Origin of the sequence: Escherichia ruysiae (assembly GCF_031323975.1) — a bacterium.
Lineage (GTDB): Bacteria > Pseudomonadota > Gammaproteobacteria > Enterobacterales > Enterobacteriaceae > Escherichia > Escherichia ruysiae.
This window is the reverse complement of record NZ_JAVIWS010000001.1, coordinates 2,212,294-2,230,330: the sequence shown is the minus strand read 5'-3', so window position 1 is coordinate 2,230,330 and position 18,037 is coordinate 2,212,294. Positions and strand designations below refer to the sequence as shown.

Genomic DNA, 18,037 nt, shown 5'->3' with positions numbered 1-18,037 from the left:
AGGACAACGGAGGAGAGTGCAATGAAAAACCGTGTTTATGAAAGTTTAACGACTGTGTTTAGCGTGCTGGTAGTCAGCAGCTTTCTCTATATCTGGTTTGCCACGTATTGATCTTTCTTCAGCCGTACCCAGGCGCGCGTACCGGAAGCCTCTTCCCGGTTTTGCAGGAAAAACTGCCCGTGATGCAACTGTGTGATGCGGCTGACAATACTTAATCCCAGACCAATCCCGCCATAACGGCTGTCCATTCGTACAAACGCTTTGCTCAACTCTCCGCATTTACTCTCATCAATGCCAGGCCCTTCATCTTCAACCGCCATTACCGCACCGCCATCTTCTTGCAGCTGAATCATAATGTTGCTGCCTGCTGGACTATAGCGATGGGCGTTTTCTACCAGGTTACGCAATAACATCCGCAGCAGGGTCGCGTCGCCCTGAACAGTGATGTCAGCGGCGCTCTCTGGTAACAGCAAAGTTTGTTGACGCTGGTCGAGCATGGTGCTGAGTTCGTCATAGGAGGGCAGGATCACATCTTCCAGCAGTTTTACATGCTGATAATTACCGGAAGAAAATGACTGTCCGGCGCGCGCCAGTTGCAACAACTGGGAGACGCTCTCCATCATCTGATCAAGCCGTGCGACTAACGGCGCTACATCAATGTGATGCGTTTTCGCCAGCAGTTCCAGATGCAAACGCACCCCCGCCAGTGGCGTTCGCAGTTCGTGCGCGACGTCAGCGGTAAACAACCTTTCGTTATCCAGCGTGCTGGTCAGGCGACTGACCAGATCGTTCAACGCCGAAACCACCGCTTCGATTTCGAGGGTGGCACTGTGAATGGCTATGGGCGTTAAGTTGTCAGCGGTGCGCGCTTCCAGCTCTTTTTGCAGCTCCGCCAGCGGGCGGGTGATGCGAAGCACCGCCTGATAGCAGATAAATAGCGTCAGGCTGACCATAAAGACGCCGGGGACAATCAGGCTGGCGACCGCTTCGCGGATCTCACGCATGATGTGGCGATCGTTGTTGCGATTGTCACGTAGCGCCTGCTCAAAGAGCTGAATTTGCTCGGTACTTTCATGCCATAGCCAGAAGACGCTAATCAGCTCAAAAACCAGCAGAATAGCGCCGATGGTCAATATCAGCCGTTGACGCAGCGACATTGGTCGGCGCAGAAAACGCATCAGATTCAATTAGTTTTCCTCATTCGCGACCAGCATATAGCCAAAGCCGCGCACGGTGCGGATACGTGTTTTGCCCACTTTGTCGCGCAGGTTGTGGATATGCACTTCCAGGGTGTTGGTCGAGGGTTCGTTATCCCAGTTATAGATATCGTTGTAGAGAATTTCCCGATGCACCGGGCTGCCTGCTTTGAGCATCAGCCGCGATAGCAGAGCATATTCTTTGGGCGTCAGAATCAATTCTTCGCCGCCCATCCATACCTGACGGCGCCCCATATTCAGCGTCAGATTGCCAACAATCAACTCGCTTTCGCCCTGATTATTATGGCGTCGCAGCAGGGCGCGGATGCGGGCGTGTAACTCTTCCAGCGCAAAAGGTTTTACCAGATAGTCATCGGCACCGACATCCAGCCCGGCGATTTTGTCGGTCAGGGTGTCGCGAGCGGTGAGGATCAGTACCGGCAGGGTGTATTTTTTCTGCCGGATACGGGCGAGAAAATGCAGCCCATCTTCGTCGGGTAAACCTAAATCCAACACCACCAGGCTGTAGTGCCCGGCTTCCAGGCTTTGTTCCGCCATCCGCGCGGTCGTGACGCCATCGCACGCGTAGCCTTCGGTTTGTGCCGCCAGAATCAGCCCCTGCAATAACAGCGTATCGTCTTCAACAATCAGTATTTTCATTCAGTCACTCTCCTGCAAGTTTGCAGAATATCATCCGCAGCCTGGTAATACTTCGTCTCGACGCCGGTTAATCCCAACAGGGTTGAGAATAAATTGTCCTGTGAATAGTGCTGTGTTTGTGCCTGTTTTTGCAGGCAGCTCTGGTCAATCTGATACCGCTTTTGATAATCCTCCGACAACCACAGCAGCATCGGTACTTGTTTTTGGCTATCAGGCGCGATGGCATAAGGCAGGCCGTGTAGATAGATGCCATTTTCACCTAACGATTCACCGTGGTCAGAAAGATAAACCAGGCTGGTGGTAAATTTATCCTGATGTTCTTTCAGCAGATTAATTGCTTTATCAACAATATAGTCGACGTAGAGCAACGTATTATCGTAAGTGTTCACCAGTTGTTCTTTGGAACAGGTCTGGATCTCGTTGGTGTCGCAGGTGGGGGTAAATTTCCTGAACTGCGGCGGATAGCGGTTGTAATAGGTCGGGCCGTGGCTACCGATGGTGTGTAAGACAATCACGCCATCACCTTGCAGGTTATTGATGTACTCTTCCAGCCCGTGGAACAGCACCTCGTCATAGCATTCGCCGTTGATGCACTGGCCGGGCAGGTTCAGCGCGGTGACATTCTGGTGTGGTACGCGGTCGCAGACACCTTTGCAGCCACCGTCGTTGTCATTCCACAACACATTAATGCCCGCTCGCTGAATGATATCCAGCACGCCTTCCTGGTGCTGTGCCAGCTCTTCTTTGTAATGCTCACGCGGCATATCCGAGAACATGCATGGCACAGAGACAGCCGTTGCCGTGCCGCAAGACGCGGTATTGGGGAAATAGACCACATTATCTTTCGCCAGCCGTGGATTAGTTTCACGCGAGTAGCCATTGAGTGAGAAATTCTCTGCCCGCGAGGTTTCGCCGACGATCAAGATGGTCAGATTTTTACGTTTCTCGTTTTGCATTAACGGGTTGCGGTGTGCATCCTCGCCAATGCGAACCAGCGGCAGATTTGCCAGTCGCTGGTGGGAATACCATGACCAACTGGCAACAATGCTGTTGGAGGGGCTTAAGGATTTCACCAGCTCTTTGTTGTTACGAAACAGCGAGGCGTAGTCTTTATAAAACAACGCGGCGACCAGCAGAATCAGCAGCACAGAAATCAGAATATTGGCTCCACGGAAAAGAACGCTACGCAGGCGTGAGGCTGCGGGTTTGATTTTTACCCAGCAGGCAATCAGTGCAGCAAGAACCCCACTTAACCCTAGCGTTAATAACATCTGCGGTGTCATTAACGCGTAGCTTTCCGCAGGTGTGGTATCCATGATATTGGCAATCATCGAACGGTCGATGACGATGCCATAAGTCATTATGAAATATTGCGCAGACGCGCCGACAAGAATAAACAGGCAGGCCAGTGGACGATTAAGCCATAAGAAAGAGCCTAGCGTCAGGACAATATTAATCACGCTGAACGCGACGACCGGCATCGACAAGAAAACCAGCACGTTATGCATTGAATCCAGCGGTAGCGCCTGTAAAACCTGTTTAAAAAAGGCAATGTTCAGGCAGATAGCAATATAAAAAGAGGCCAGCAATAGCCAGGCGAGTAAATTCAAAGAGGGTCTTTTTAGAAGGCGCTTCAACATCACGGTGTTTCCATCGAACAAAGTGCGCATATGCTCGCAAAGCAAAGTTAAGCCAACCTTAAGTTCTTAAGGTTGGCTTTTATGTTTGCTGGATTAAGGGGGCTTAATCTTTGCTTATTGGTGCATCTAAAGGATAGGGGTTTTTATGCAGCCGGTTGTAGTTCAGTGTGTACATTGCGGTGATTACCATCAGCGTGACAAATGACCACATGACCTCTTGTGCACCAGAACCGACTACCGCCCAGATGCAGTAAAGGAAGGCGATAGTGGTGATGGCCAGATACGCCGGACGCGCTTTACCAAAGTGACCGTGGCCTAAAAGCAGTAAAGCGGCACAGGTATAAAGATAAGGCACCAGGGTAAAGATTACCGATACGGAAGAGACCAGACCGAACTCTTTGGTTGCGTTTGGCGAAATGCTGCTGAACTGGAAGATAGTCATCAGGATACCGACGATAATCAACCCGGCTACCGGTGTGCCTGCTTTGTTGACGCGGGCAAAAATCGGTGGGAACAGACCGTCATCGGCAGCGGCTTTCGCCGTTTGCCCGGCCAGTAGTGTCCAGCCACCCAGCGAACCTAAGCAACCAGCCGCCGCACAGAAGGAGACAATGGCTCCTGCGGTATCACCCAGCGCCATCCGTGCAGCATCACCGAAAGGTGAGGCGGAAACGCGCAGTGCGGCGTTGGGGATCATCCCCATAATCGCGGTGGTCGAGAGCACATAGCAAACGGCGGCAATCAATACCCCGCCAATGGTGGCGATAGGGACGTTGCGTTTCGGGTTTTTCACCACACCCGCTGCAACAGACGCACTTTCCACCCCGATAAATGACCACAGCGTAACGTTTAAGGTGCTTTGAATCGCGCCGAAGGTGCCCAGGCCGCTGACGTTCCATGCCGCCATATAGGTTTCTCCGTGGAACCAGAACCAGCCGAATACGGCAATCCCGACGATTGGAATCAGCGCCAGCACGGTAGCGACGGCCTGCACGCGGGTGATCATTTTCGGACCGACGATATTAAGCAGAACGAAGATCCACAGCACCACCACGCAGGTGATGGTTAATACCCACGGATCTTTGAGGAGCGGGAAGAAATAGCTCAAATAGCCGACGCCAATGACCACCATGGCGATATTGCCGATCCAGCAGGCCAGCCAGTAGAGAACGTTGGTTTGATATCCGAGAAAAGGACCAAAACAGCGGCGCGCGTAGGCATATGAACCGCCAGGGCTGGGATCGAGGAACGACATTTTGGCGTAGACCATCGATAAAGCCAAAGCACCGATAATCGTCACCAACCAACCATATATAGCAATACCGCCAGTCGAGGCCAGGTTTGCAGGTAACAGAAAGACACCTGACCCCATAATATTCCCCGACACCATCAGAGTGACGGGGATTAAGCCCACTTTGTGAGCATCAGCATCCGAAGACATAATTAAACTCCTGCGAAGGCGAGCTTCGTGACAATAAATTACGTCATATCATACGCCTGCATTCGCGCATTGAATTATCGTCAGTCGGGTTATCGCTGATGCCGTTATTAATATATCTCTTTGTAAAGGTTATAAATCAGGCGACAGAACGTTCTCTGTGTTGGCTAACATAATGGAGTGGCGTCATGCCATAGAAGTCTTTAAATACAGAAATAAAGTAAGACGTGCTGTTGTAGCCACAGGACTGTGACACCTGTGAGATATTTTTTCCATCCATCATTAATTCATTTACAGCATAACGCATCCGGCAGGTGGTTATTATTTGGCTATAACTGGTGTTTTCGCTTTTCAGCTTTTTCTTTAACAAACTTGGGCTAAGACATAAACAACTGGCTACCATACTAAGATTCCAGTCTTTATGGATATCGCTTTCAATGATTTGATAAACGCTGTCGCTAACACAATTACGTAACATATACATAAGTAGAGAAAGGAATTTTTTACTGTCGAGAAAGCGAGAGAGCACAGTGAATAATAATGCACGTGTTCGTTCTTTTTCCGACTCTGTTTCAGCAGGCTCTGTGCTATGTTGCGCTGCAACGCGAAACACCTCTGGTGTAAGGCATGGCAGGGAAATAATCGGTGTGGCGCTACGTTGCCAGACCGGTATTTTCGAGAGATCTTTATTCAGAAAACGGAGATAATCTTTGATGATGTCGAGGCTAATATAAGCAATCAAAGTGTTATTCAGAGAGGAGGCGTCGATAATATTATTTTCACAACTTAATAACGCCATATGGTTAGCTTTTAAACTTATAGGCTCTTTCCCATTCACTCTTAGCCAGACATCTTTTTCAGTTAATAAAACTATACAAGGTTGGTTGCTGCAAATCCTCATACATGTACTCCTGAAATGCAAAGAAAAATAGTGGATCTCGCCAACATAGAGAGATACCGGGAACGGGTTATATAATTGTATGACGAATCAAAACATGCATAAAAATAACGTGTTTTACTAATATTACAAATTTTTATAGTAATTTCTCATGTACAAAAAATTTTACAGAGTAAATAAGGGTAAATAATAAACAAAAAAAAGCGCGGGGTGGGACCGCGCAAAAAGCATGACATTTTTGTTTGCAGCAATTTTTATGAAAACGTTGCCATACTCAAAAGGCCTCAGGCCAGGCGGCGTAATGTTATTAAAACAATTACGCCTTCAGCGGAATAGTGGTTACGCTTTCACACACATTACGTGGTAAATACCGTCAATAATTTCAGTACCTTCAGTTTCGTGTTCAAATCCAGGGAAATGATGATCCCAGGATTGCAGCGAGCGTAAATAACTTACCTGCGGACTGTTTTTATCGCCGAAGTTTTCACCAGACAGCAGCATCGGGATTCCTGGCGGATAAGGGATAACTGAGTTCGCCGCAATGCGTCCTGGCAGATTTTCAATGGATACCAGCTCAACGTTGTTGTCGACAATCGCGTTGTACGCTTCACGCGGAGTGATTTCCGCCACCGGCAGGCCGGAATAGGCTTCGTTCAACCGTGCTCCTGGGTTGTTTTCTTTCAGCCAGGCAAACATTTTGTCACCCAGATCGTGAATCCCCATGTTCGCGTAAGTGTCAGGATATTGTTCAACAAGTTCCGGCATCACCTGCGCCAGTGGTGTGTTGGCGTCGTAGTGGCGTTTGAAGGAACAGAGGGTGTTAACCAGAGTTCCCCATTTCCCTCGGGTCACGCCCATTGAGAACAGGAACATAATCTGGAAATCGGTGGTGCGAGTTGGCACGATGCCGTGGTGGCCAAGCCATGCGGTAACCAGTGCGGCAGGTACGCCTGTCTCTTCCAGTTCACCGTCTTCACCCATCCCCGGTGCGAGGATGCTGACTTTAATCGGGTCGAGCATACTCCAGTTGTCCGGGATATCTTTAAAGCCGTGCCAGCTTTCGCCCGGATGCATTACCCAGCAGTCCTGAACGGTGGTCAGCAGTTTGCGCGGCGCGTCAGCAAAGTCATAGGTTTTGCCGGTTTCCGGATCGGTAACCATTTCTTTATTCCACGGTTTAAAGAACCAGCTACCTTCGTCAGTAAACTCTTTATACAACCGTGCCATTGCCTGGCGGAAATCGACCGCTTCGTCGATCACTTCCTGAGTCAGTGACAGACCGCTGTTGCCGTCCATCATTGATACAGCCACATCGTTTGATGCGCAGATGGCATACAGCGGGGAAGTAGTGGCATGCATCATGTATGCCTGATTAAAGCGGGAGAAGTTAATCGCGCCCCGGCCTTCACGTACATGAATATAAGACGCCTGCGACAGCGCATTCAGCAGTTTATGTGTGGAGTGGGTAGCGAAAACGGTTGGGCCATTGTGATCGCCCGGTTCACCGCGCATTGCATAGTGATCGGCATAGATTGGGTTAAACCGTGCGTAGCCATACCAGGCTTCGTCGAAGTGCAGACGGTCAGAGGTTTTTTCCAGCAGATCCTGCGCGTCTTTGGCGTTATAGCACACGCCGTCGTAGGTGCAGTTGGTCACCACGCAGTAAGAGGGTTTTTGCCCGACTTTGTCTTTAGTCAGCGGGCTTTCGCTGATTTTCTTCTGCAAGGTTTCAGGCTGCATTTCCTGCGGGTAGATTGGCCCGATAATGCCGTAGCGGTTGCGGCTTGGCACCATGTATACCGGTTTCGCGCCAGTCAGCATTAAGCCTTGTTCAATGGATTTGTGGCAGTTACGGTCAACAACGACCACGTCGTTATCCGTCATGCAGGCTTGCATGATGGTGCGGTTAGAACCTGAAGTGCCAACAACGACTGACCAGGAGCGATCGGCACCAAATACGCGCGCGGCATATTTTTCACTTTCGCCAAATGCGCCAGTATGGTCGAGCAAAGAACCGAGAGAAGTTCGTTCAATACCCATATCGGTGCGGAACAGGTTTTCACCATAATAGTCATGGTAGAAACGTCCGGCTGGCGTTTTAGTGAACCCCACACCGCCCTGGTGACCCGGCGCGGCCCAGGAATACTCATGGATGTCGCTATATTTCATCAGCGCGCTGAACAGTGGCGGTAACAACTGTTGACGGTAGCGGGTCATCGCGGCGATGGCGCGCCCGGCAATAAAATCGGCAGTATCTTCCAGAATCCAGGCGAATTCATCGACAAGCTCCAGCAGGTCGCGATCCAGCGCGGCGATTGATTTTTCCCGATCGCCTAACAGGAATACCGGCACGTTTTGCTGGCGTTCATGAAGTTTACCGATCAATTCTCTGACGTTTTGATGTTCGTCCGGATGCTCCATTTGATAACTGAACATCAGACAATCAATGGCTTCATTTGAAGAGAGAATGGCAAAACCATCATCAAATGAGGTTGATTTAATGACGGTAACATTTTGTTGACTCAAGGCATTCGCCAGACGCTCAACGGCGCTACCGACCCAGGTGTCCTGATGTAGAAACTCGCTTTCAACAATTAATACTTTCATCATTGTTTACCCGGTTGTGAAGGAATCTTCGTTGCGGGCAAGTATCTTCCGGGCATTTCAGGCTGTAAAGCGATTGAAAAATAAACGTTTTTAATTTTTTATTATTATAAACAGAAACTTATATTAATTTTTCAATTAATTTTCAATGTTTATTATCGACAGCTAAATTATTTTTTTGGCTGATACTGATATCGTTTTTAACCGGGAAGCGTCTGGCGGCGTTGTTGGCTAAGTTTGCGGTATTGTTGCGGCGACATGCCGACATATTTGGCGAAAGTACTGTAAAAACGACTGCTCGAACGAAAACCTGCCGTCAGGGCAATATCGAGAATACTTTTATCGGTATCGCTGAGTAACGCGCGAACGTGGTTGATGCGCATTGCGGTAATGTACTGTTTCATCGTCAACTGCATGACTCGCTGAAATATCCCCATCGCATAGTTGGCGTTTAGTTTGACGTGCTCAGCCACGTCGTTGATGGTCAGCGCCTGGTCATAGTTTTCTGCAATAAAGCCCAGCATCTGGCTGACGTAAAATTGCGCATGACGCGAGACGCTGTTTTTGTGCGTGCGCGAGGTTTTATTGACCAAAATCGGTTCCCAGCCGGAGAGGCTAAATCGCTTGAGCATCAGGCCAATTTCATCAATGGCGAGCTGGCGGATTTGCTCATTCGGGCTGTTCAATTCCTGCTGCCAGCGGCGCACTTCAAAGGGGCTAAGTTGCTGTGTCGCCAGCGATTTAATCACCATGCCGTGAGTGACGTGGTTTATAAGGTCTTTATCCAGAGGCCAGGAGAGAAACAGATGCATCGGCAGATTAAAAATCGCCATGCTCTGACAAGTTCCGGTATCGGTTAGTTGGTGCGGCGTACAGGCCCAGAACAGCGTGATATGCCCTTGATTGATATTCACTTGTTCATTGTTGATCAGGTATCCCACATCGCCATCGAAAGGCACATTCACTTCAACCTGACCATGCCAGTGGCTGGTGGTCATGACATGCGGCGCACGAAATTCAATCTCCATTCGCTGATATTCCGAGTACAGCGACAGCGGGCTGCGGGTCTGCTTTTCATCACTGCTGCACATAAACGTGTCTGTGTTCATGGATGGATCTCTTTCCTGGATTATCAGAATTATGGCATGAGTAGCTGAGGATGACTGCGAATGACGACACAAAACATAAAGAGAGAGGATTTTATAAGGGCTAATTACTCTGTTTTTCAGTCAATTTAGTCCCAAAAACTCATATTTACTGCTAAGTAACCCTGGATCTGAGCTTTTGGGAATGCTCAACGGGGAAGCCGGAGGTTTTCTGCGACATCGCCTGCCATGATGAAATCATTCAAGCAAGCCTGGAGACCTGAATGATGTCTGCACCCAAAATTACTTTTATCGGCGCTGGTTCGACAATTTTCGTAAAAAATATTCTTGGTGATGTGTTTCATCGCGAGGCGCTGAAAACGGCGCATATTGCCCTGATGGACATTGATCCAACTCGCCTGGAAGAGTCGCACATTGTGGTGCGTAAGCTGATGGATTCAGCAGGAGCCAGCGGCAAAATTACCTGCCACACGCAACAGAAAGAAGCCTTACAGGATGCTGATTTTGTCGTGGTGGCATTTCAGATTGGTGGTTATGAACCTTGCACGGTGACTGATTTCGAGGTCTGTAAGCGCCACGGTCTGGAACAAACCATTGCCGATACGTTGGGGCCGGGCGGCATTATGCGCGCACTGCGTACCATTCCGCACCTGTGGCAAATTTGCGAGGACATGACGGAAGTCTGCCCCGATGCCACCATGCTCAACTACGTTAACCCGATGGCGATGAATACCTGGGCGATGTATGCCCGCTATCCGCATATCAAACAGGTAGGGTTGTGCCATTCGGTGCAGGGAACGGCGGAAGAGCTGGCGCGCGATCTCAATATTGATCCCGCCACGCTGCGTTATCGTTGCGCGGGTATCAACCATATGGCGTTTTACCTGGAGCTGGAGCGCAAAACCACCGACGGCAGTTACGTGAATCTCTACCCGGAACTGCTGGCGGCTTATGACGCAGGTCAGGCACCGAAGCCGAATATTCATGGGAATCCTCGCTGCCAGAACATTGTGCGCTATGAAATGTTCAAAAAGCTGGGCTACTTCGTCACGGAGTCGTCAGAACATTTTGCCGAATATACGCCGTGGTTTATTAAGCCAGGCCGTGAGGATTTGATTGAGCGTTATAAAGTACCGCTGGATGAGTACCCGAAACGCTGCGTCGAGCAGCTGGCGAACTGGCACAAAGAGCTGGAGGAGTATAAGAATGCCTCCCGGATTGATATTAAACCATCACGGGAATATGCCAGCACAATCATGAACGCTATCTGGACCGGAGAGCCGAGCGTGATTTATGGCAACGTCCGTAACGATGGCTTGATTGATAACCTGCCGCAAGGATGTTGCGTGGAAGTGGCCTGTCTGGTTGACGCTAATGGCATTCAGCCGACCAAAGTCGGTACGCTACCTTCGCATCTGGCAGCCCTGATGCAAACCAATATCAACGTACAGACGCTGCTCACCGAAGCCATTCTCACCGAAAACCGTGACCGTGTTTACCACGCTGCGATGATGGATCCGCACACCGCTGCCGTGCTGGGCATTGACGAAATATATGCCCTTGTTGACGATCTGATTGCCGCCCACGGCGACTGGCTGCCAGGCTGGTTGCACCGTTAAGGGGTAATCGCGTCCGGCGCTTTGGTGATTAAGCCATAGCGCCGTAACTGGCGGCAATGAGAGCGAGCGAGCAATATCACCGTAGTTAATGCGCCCAGCAGCGCGCAGAACATATCGGATTGCGTGTCCCACTGGTCGCCCTGGGTGCCAAGAAAATCATCCGCTCCCTGACCCATCGCCAGTGCCGCCCACCACTCGATCAACTCATACATGGCGCTTATCGCCAGTGCCACGCAGCAGACCAGAAACGCGACCATTTTACGTCCGCGCACGTACATCCCACGCACGAGGATTTCTCGTGCTACCAGTGCAGGCACCAGTCCCTGGAAAAAATGCCCCAGCTTGTCATACGGATTACGGCTCAATCCCAGTCATTCCTGCACGTCAAAACCGATGGGGACTTTCGCGTAGGTGTACTGACCGCCGACCATCAGGATGATGGCGTGAAAGAAAATCAGTGCATAAAGCAGTGGCGTTAACGGATAACGTCTGGCGGTGGTAAGCAGCAACGGTACGACAATAATTACCGGCGTCACTTCCATCAACCAGGTGAGTTTGTCATGGGCCGAAATTCCGGTGTACATCAGGATTAACGTCAGCGCCAGTGCGCCAGTGTTAAGAACTAACGGCTTGAGTGTGCGGGTCATGGTGAGTTCGCAAGTCAGGGAAAATACTGACTATTCACCAGCAAGCGTGAAATTACAATCGCAAAAGAGGTGGCCCAGGGGGATCACCTGGCAGTATGCCGCCAGGCGCTGGGCCAAAGAAGTTACTTAGTGCAGTTCGCGCACTGTTTGTTGACGATTTGCTGGAAGAAGTCGTTGCCTTTGTCATCGACCAGGATAAACGCCGGGAAATCTTCTACTTCGATTTTCCAGATAGCTTCCATACCCAGTTCCGGATAAGCGACACATTCCAGATGCTTAATGCTCTGCTGTGCCAGCACTGCCGCCGGGCCGCCAATGCTGCCGAGGTAGAAGCCGCCGTGTTTATGACACGCGTCGGTGACTTGCTGACTGCGGTTACCTTTCGCCAGCATGATCATGCTGCCGCCGTGGGATTGCAGCAGATCCACGTAAGAGTCCATACGGCCTGCGGTGGTTGGGCCTAAAGAACCCGATGGATAACCGGCTGGCGTTTTTGCCGGACCTGCGTAGTAGATCGGATGATCTTTGATGTACTGCGGCAGCTCTTTACCGGCGTCGATCAATTCTTTCAGCTTGGCGTGCGCAATATCACGACCAACGATAATGGTGCCGGTGAGTGACAGACGAGTAGAGACCGGATACTGCGAAAGCTGGGCGAGGATCTCTTTCATCGGACGGTTGAGATCGACTTTCACCGCGTCGCCTTCACCAGCCTGACGTAACTCTTCAGGAATGTACTGGCCTGGGTTGTGTTCCAGTTTTTCGATCCAGATGCCTTCGCGGTTAATTTTTGCTTTGATGTTACGGTCAGCGGAGCAGGAGACGCCCATACCCACCGGGCAGGATGCGCCGTGACGAGGCAGGCGAATCACGCGGATGTCGTGAGCGAAGTATTTACCACCAAACTGTGCGCCGAGGCCGAGTTTCTGAGCCTCGATCAGGAGTTCTTGTTCTAACTGGACATCGCGGAAAGCCTGACCGTGTTCGTTCCCTTCAGTCGGCAGCTCATCGTAATAGTGAGCACTTGCCAACTTGACGGTTTTCAGGTTGGTTTCCGCAGACGTGCCGCCAATCACAAACGCGATATGGTACGGCGGGCAGGCTGCGGTGCCGAGAGTACGCATTTTCTCAACGAGGAAGTTTTTCAGTTTACCCGGAGTCAGCAGGGCTTTGGTTTCCTGATAGAGATACGTTTTGTTGGCAGAACCGCCGCCTTTGGCGACGCAGAGGAATTTGTACTCGTCGCCATCCACTGCGTACAGGTCGATTTGCGCAGGCAGGTTAGTGCCGGTGTTGACCTCTTTGTACATGTCCAGCGGTGCGTTTTGTGAATAGCGCAGGTTATCTTCGATATAAGTGTTATAGACACCTTTTGATAAGGCTTCTTCATCACCGCCGCCGGTCCACACTCGCTGACCTTTTTTACCGACGATGATGGCGGTGCCGGTATCCTGGCAGGTCGGCAATACACCTTTGGCTGCGATTTCGGAGTTTCTCAAGAATTGCAGCGCCACATACTTATCGTTTTCACTGGCTTCAGGGTCGTGAAGAATAGAAGCAACCTGTTGCTGGTGTGCCGGGCGGAGCATGAAAGAAGCGTCATGGAAGGCTTGCTGCGCCAGCAAGGTCAGGGCTTCAGGTTCCACTTTCAGGATGGTTTCGCCGTTAAATTCGGCAACACTAACGTAATCGGATGTGAGCAGATAGTACTCGGTATTGTCTTTCCCCATCGGGAAAGGCGCCTGATAAATAAACTCTTTATTTGACATAGCTTCCAGCCTGTAACTCTGTATTTGTTATACGAAAATGGCGTGCCGCACAGCGACGGGCAGCACGCAGAGTGCAATTACAAGAACCCGTACATCGCAGCGAAGATCCAGCCGAAGACGCACGATACGCTCACACCAATCAACCCTGGCAAAATAAAGCTGTGGTTGATGACGAAGCGGCCGATGTGGGTGGTTCCGGAACGGTCAAACTGAATCGCTGCCAGATCGCTCGGATAGGTCGGCAGGATGTAATAACCATAGCAAGCCGGTGCTGAAGCCACGATGTATGCCGGGTCAACGCCAATCGCCAGTGCAACCGGAACAATTGCTGCCAGTGCAGCGGCCTGGGAGTTAACAAACTTGGAGACCAGCAACAGAACAATGGCATAAGCCCACGGATACTCTTTCACCATTTCGCCCAGTACGCTCTGAATTTCAGACATATGCGCACCGAACATGGTTTCGGCCATCCACGCGATACCGTATACCGCCACGATGGCAATCATACCGGAACGGAAGACTTCATTTTTTGAGATGGACGCGGGATTGGTTTTGGTCAGGATAATAATCAACGCCCCGGTCAGCAGCATAAACATCTGGATAACCAGTACCATCGACAGCGGCTTGCCGCCAAAAGACGGACGCAGGTCTGAATCAGCACCAAGAAGTGCGACCACCGCGATTGCCCCGAGGAAGATCCACATTGCCAGCCAGTTGCTTTTCGGTAGTTTTTTATCCAGCAGCGTGGCGGTGTCACCGTAAACGTACTCACGGTTTTCCGGTACGGAGATGAATTTCTGGAACTCTTCGTCTTTGTCCAGATCTTTACCACGGAACCAACTGAAAATACCGATCGCCAGGATACCTAACAAGGTAGAGGGGATGGTAATCGCAAGCAGGTCGAGGAACTCAAGGTGACGACCATCAAAGGTTACGTTCCCCAGCATTGCGACCAGCGATACTACGGCAACCGACACCGGACTGGCGATAATCCCCATCTGCGCGCCGATAGAGCTCGCCGCCATTGGGCGTTCCGGACGGATGTTGTTCTTAATCGCAACGTCGTAGATGATCGGCAGGATGGTGTAAACCACGTGACCCGTACCGCAAAGAATGGTCAGCGTACAGGTGACAAACGGCGCGACGATGGAAACATATTTCGGATTGCGACGCAGCAGTTTTTCGGCAATTTGCAGCATAACATCCAGACCGCCAGAGGCTTGCAAGGTCGCCGATGCTGCCACCACCGCAATGATGACCAGCATGACATCAACCGGTGGTTTACCCGGCTGAAGATGGAAGACGAAGACCAGAATGACCAGGCCGATACCGCCTAATAAACCCAGCGCGATACCGCCCTTTCTGGCACCATAAAACAGACATATCAGTATTATGATAAGTTGGATGGTAAATAACATGTGTAAACCCTCGCGATAATCCCATTTAAATTCTTGCCAAATAGATCACAGCCACATTCTGTTTTGGATGAACTGTTATCAGAGACTGACTAAATATCCGTTTGGTCGTTGCTGGCTCGAGCAAATACTTCACAGTGAATATTGGCTGATTCAGGCAGTAGTAAATTTATGCACTGTGATAAGTGTTTTTTTCAGAGAAAAATACTCTCTGGCGATGGGGTTATAGTTTGTGTTTCGCAGATGTTAATGGTCTGTTTTTACGCTATCTTGTTGATATTTATTGGTCTATTTTTTGTTCTACAGACGGATGTCATCAACTTTATAGATTATTCTGATCTACCTATTTATGGGTAAAAATACACATAATACGGGTGACATAATAGTTAATTAACTTTTGTTAGCGTTTTGAAATTAAAAACTCTATTTATCCGAATTGATATTAATTCGCAGGGGATGAAGAGGGATAATTATATTTGATCTGGCACAAGTTTTACTGATGGCTGATGTAACTTGTGCCAGTGCTGGTTTGCATTACTGCAATAATTGTTACTTCCAGATAACTAATAATGCGTTATTGGCAATATTGCTTCAGTAATGAGTAATGCTCTGCCTGAATACGGTAGCGATAAACCGGACGACCGGTGACGCCATAATGGATACTGGTAACTAAGATGTGACAATTCACTAGCCAGATCAGATATTTGCGGCAGGAAACGCGAGAGATGTTAACCTCGTTGGCCAGCTCGTCGGTTGAAAATTCATAGTCCTGGTGAGCGTCAATCCACTGGCACAGCGTGCGTAAAGTCTGCGGCGTTAAGCCTTTTGGCAGACGGCGGGTATCCTGTTCGTTAGATGAATTGCCATGAATTAGCTGATCCAGCTCGGCCTGGTCATAGTATTGATGTTTCTCCAGCGCCATTTTCTTTTGTCGCCAGCCGATGAGCGCCTCTTCAAAACGTGATGCCTGGAACGGTTTGATTAGATAATCAACGACGCCATAATGCAGAGAATCCTTAATGGTTGCGGCATCAGCAGCTGAGGAGATGACAATCACATCGCTTTTGCATCGAGCGTTGTGCAGGACAGGCAGTAAATCGAGCCCGTTTTCTTTTTGCATATAGATATCGAGCAAGATCAGGTCGATAGGTGTTTCGTTGTTGAAGATAATCTCTTTGGCTTTCTCCAGTGTCGAGGCTGTTCCGCAGCATTGAAAACCAGGGATCTGCGCCACGTATCGGCGATTCAACTCCGCTACCATTGCGTCGTCATCGATAATTAATACATTGATCATTTGCTCGACCTCTCCCCATCCCAGGGTAACTGGACAAAAAATTGTGTGAAAACCCCGGGTTCCGATTCCACGGCAATGCTGCCGCCGAGATTTTCAACCTGTTGTTTGACAAGTGCCAGACCGACGCCTCGTTCACTTCCTTTTGTCGAGACACCTTTTTCAAAAATGTGATCGATTTTGTCGGGGGAAATTCCCGGACCATCATCGTTAATTTCACAGTGCAGCCATCCGTGACGGTAGTGCAACGTAACGCTGATTTCACCACCGGGTTCTTGCCCTAATGCCTCCAGCGCGTTTTCTATCAGATTTCCCAACGCGGTAATTAGCGTTGCGACTTGATCTTCACTACCGCTGTCTGGCAACTGGCTCTCACTATTTAAAATCAGCGTATGGCCTAAATCGGTCGCGCGGTTAATTTTGCTGATTAAAAAACCAGCGATAACCGGAGATTTGATTTTACCCAGCAAAGAGCCAATCTCTTCCTGATAGTTGTTGGCTGTTTTTAGAATGTAATCTTCCAACTGCTTATAACTCTTCAGATGTAATAATCCGAGAATCACGTGTAATTTGTTCATAAATTCGTGGGAGCGTTCACGAAGTGCGTCGGCATAGTTGACCAGCCCATCCAACCGTTGCATTAGCTTACGAACTTCCGTTTTGTCCCTGAAGGTAGAGATGGCTCCGATGATAACGCCATTGCTGCGTATGGGTACGGTGTTGATGAGTAATAGCCGATCTTTGACGGTAACCTCTTCATCTCGTCGCGGCGTGCCGTCACGTAATACTTCCGAGACATCCACCACCTGCGACCATGCCTGACTCAGTGTCGATAGCTTTTCGTCATCCTGGGATTTGTGATAATTAAGCAGTTCTTGCGCAGCATCATTGATGAGTGTGACCTCGCCGTGCGCGTCTACGGCAACGACACCTTCCTTGATTGATTGCAGCATTGCCTGGCGTTGCTCAAACAGAGTTGAGATTTCGTAAGGCTCCAGGCCGAACAGGATGCGCTTAAGTACTTTGACTAAAATCCATGTACCCAGCCCGCCAACCAGCACACCGAATAAAATTGACCAGATAATGCTCCAGCGACTGTCATTGATCTGCTGCGTTACGCGGCTTAACTCCAGGCCAATCGCCACCACGCCGATCTGCTTATGATTTTCGTCGTAGATAGGGGTAAATACGCGTAAAGCCTGCGCCAGAAAACCGCGATTAATAGCGACATTTTCCTCGCCGTTGAGCGCCTTCAGGATGTCGTCCCCTTTAAAGAGCTGACCAATGCGTTGGGTTTCAGGGTGCGAGTAGCGAAGACTTTGCATATTGGTAACGACAATAAACAGCAGATCGTTGCGTTTGCGTACAGCTTCGGCGATGTCCTGGATACCGCTCTCCTGCGGTTTTTTCTGCAAGCCCTGGCGAATTTCTGGCGAGTCGGCAAGGGTACGCGCCACGGCCAGCGCCTTGTTAGCCAGCCCGTCACGCGTCATGTCGCTGATTTGCGAGAAGTAAACCAGATGCACTACCAGCAGCACCGAGAACAGCACTGCGCTGACCATTAAGATCACCGTGGTACTGAGTTTCATCGGACGTTTGCGTAACATGCGGCAGGGCAGTGAATGTCTCATCAGCTTCCTTGTATGACAAATTTCCTAAGCATTATCTCTGATGCTGCGGGTAATTCAAAGGGAGTAAGGGGATTGGCCATCCGGGGAAGCGGATTTGGTAACTGAAACTTCCGGTGTCGTCTG

The 18,037-nt window shown here is 49.9% G+C and carries 13 protein-coding genes and 1 pseudogene; 2 read left to right on the top strand and 12 right to left on the bottom strand.

Annotated elements, in window-relative coordinates; genetic code table 11:
* Positions 1–21 precede the first annotated feature (21 nt).
* On the top strand, positions 22–111 hold the full coding sequence (gene pmrR / locus RGV86_RS10950; protein ID WP_000797657.1) for an LpxT activity modulator PmrR: 90 nt from the start codon (positions 22–24) through the stop codon (positions 109–111).
* Here pmrR and pmrB read toward each other — a convergent pair.
* The 7 genes from pmrB to melR form a co-directional block, all read right to left on the bottom strand.
* Positions 87–1,187 (bottom strand): two-component system sensor histidine kinase PmrB, encoded by a 1,101-nt coding sequence (gene pmrB / locus RGV86_RS10945; protein ID WP_171000944.1) that lies wholly within the window; start codon positions 1,185–1,187, stop codon positions 87–89. The genes pmrR and pmrB overlap by 25 nt on opposite strands.
* Entirely contained in the window at positions 1,188–1,856 is a 669-nt protein-coding gene (gene basR / locus RGV86_RS10940) for a two-component system response regulator BasR (RefSeq protein ID WP_000697918.1), read from the bottom strand.
* Positions 1,853–3,496 carry a phosphoethanolamine transferase EptA gene (gene eptA, locus RGV86_RS10935; RefSeq protein ID WP_085461273.1) on the bottom strand — a complete coding sequence of 548 codons (1,644 nt, stop codon included), beginning with the start codon at positions 3,494–3,496 and terminating at the stop codon, positions 1,853–1,855. Before eptA ends, basR begins: the two co-directional genes overlap by 4 nt.
* Before the next feature lie 103 nt (positions 3,497–3,599).
* Positions 3,600–4,937, bottom strand: coding sequence for an arginine/agmatine antiporter (adiC, locus tag RGV86_RS10930; RefSeq protein WP_000093133.1), 1,338 nt, complete (start codon positions 4,935–4,937; stop codon positions 3,600–3,602).
* Between the two features lie 136 nt (positions 4,938–5,073).
* Entirely contained in the window at positions 5,074–5,835 is a 762-nt protein-coding gene (locus RGV86_RS10925; protein ID WP_001217089.1) for an AraC family transcriptional regulator, read from the bottom strand.
* Positions 5,836–6,171: 336 nt separating this feature from the next.
* Complete coding sequence (gene adiA / locus RGV86_RS10920) at positions 6,172–8,439, bottom strand: arginine decarboxylase (RefSeq protein ID WP_077629710.1); 2,268 nt, start codon at positions 8,437–8,439, stop codon at positions 6,172–6,174.
* Between the two features lie 197 nt (positions 8,440–8,636).
* Positions 8,637–9,545 carry a transcriptional regulator MelR gene (gene melR / locus RGV86_RS10915; protein WP_085461272.1) on the bottom strand — a complete coding sequence of 303 codons (909 nt, stop codon included), beginning with the start codon at positions 9,543–9,545 and terminating at the stop codon, positions 8,637–8,639.
* Positions 9,546–9,805: 260 nt separating this feature from the next.
* On the opposite strand from melR, the gene melA reads away from it, so the two are divergent.
* On the top strand, positions 9,806–11,161 hold the full coding sequence (gene melA, locus RGV86_RS10910; RefSeq protein ID WP_085461271.1) for an alpha-galactosidase: 1,356 nt from the start codon (positions 9,806–9,808) through the stop codon (positions 11,159–11,161).
* Here melA and RGV86_RS10905 read toward each other — a convergent pair.
* From RGV86_RS10905 to RGV86_RS10885, 5 genes and pseudogenes are all read right to left on the bottom strand, one after another.
* A pseudogene (locus RGV86_RS10905) lies at positions 11,158–11,808 on the bottom strand (DUF2238 domain-containing protein). The gene melA and the pseudogene RGV86_RS10905 overlap by 4 nt on opposite strands.
* A 122-nt stretch (positions 11,809–11,930) precedes the next feature.
* A complete protein-coding gene (fumB, locus tag RGV86_RS10900; protein WP_000066143.1) occupies positions 11,931–13,577 on the bottom strand; it encodes a class I fumarate hydratase in 1,647 nt (548 codons plus the stop codon).
* A gap of 77 nt (positions 13,578–13,654) precedes the next feature.
* Positions 13,655–14,995 (bottom strand): anaerobic C4-dicarboxylate transporter DcuB, encoded by a 1,341-nt coding sequence (gene dcuB, locus RGV86_RS10895; RefSeq protein ID WP_085461268.1) that lies wholly within the window; start codon positions 14,993–14,995, stop codon positions 13,655–13,657.
* Positions 14,996–15,566: 571 nt separating this feature from the next.
* Entirely contained in the window at positions 15,567–16,286 is a 720-nt protein-coding gene (dcuR, locus tag RGV86_RS10890; RefSeq protein ID WP_000611279.1) for a two-component system response regulator DcuR, read from the bottom strand.
* Positions 16,283–17,914, bottom strand: a complete 1,632-nt coding sequence (locus RGV86_RS10885; protein ID WP_085461267.1) for a sensor histidine kinase — start codon at positions 17,912–17,914, stop codon at positions 16,283–16,285. Before RGV86_RS10885 ends, dcuR begins: the two co-directional genes overlap by 4 nt.
* Positions 17,915–18,037 lie beyond the last annotated feature (123 nt).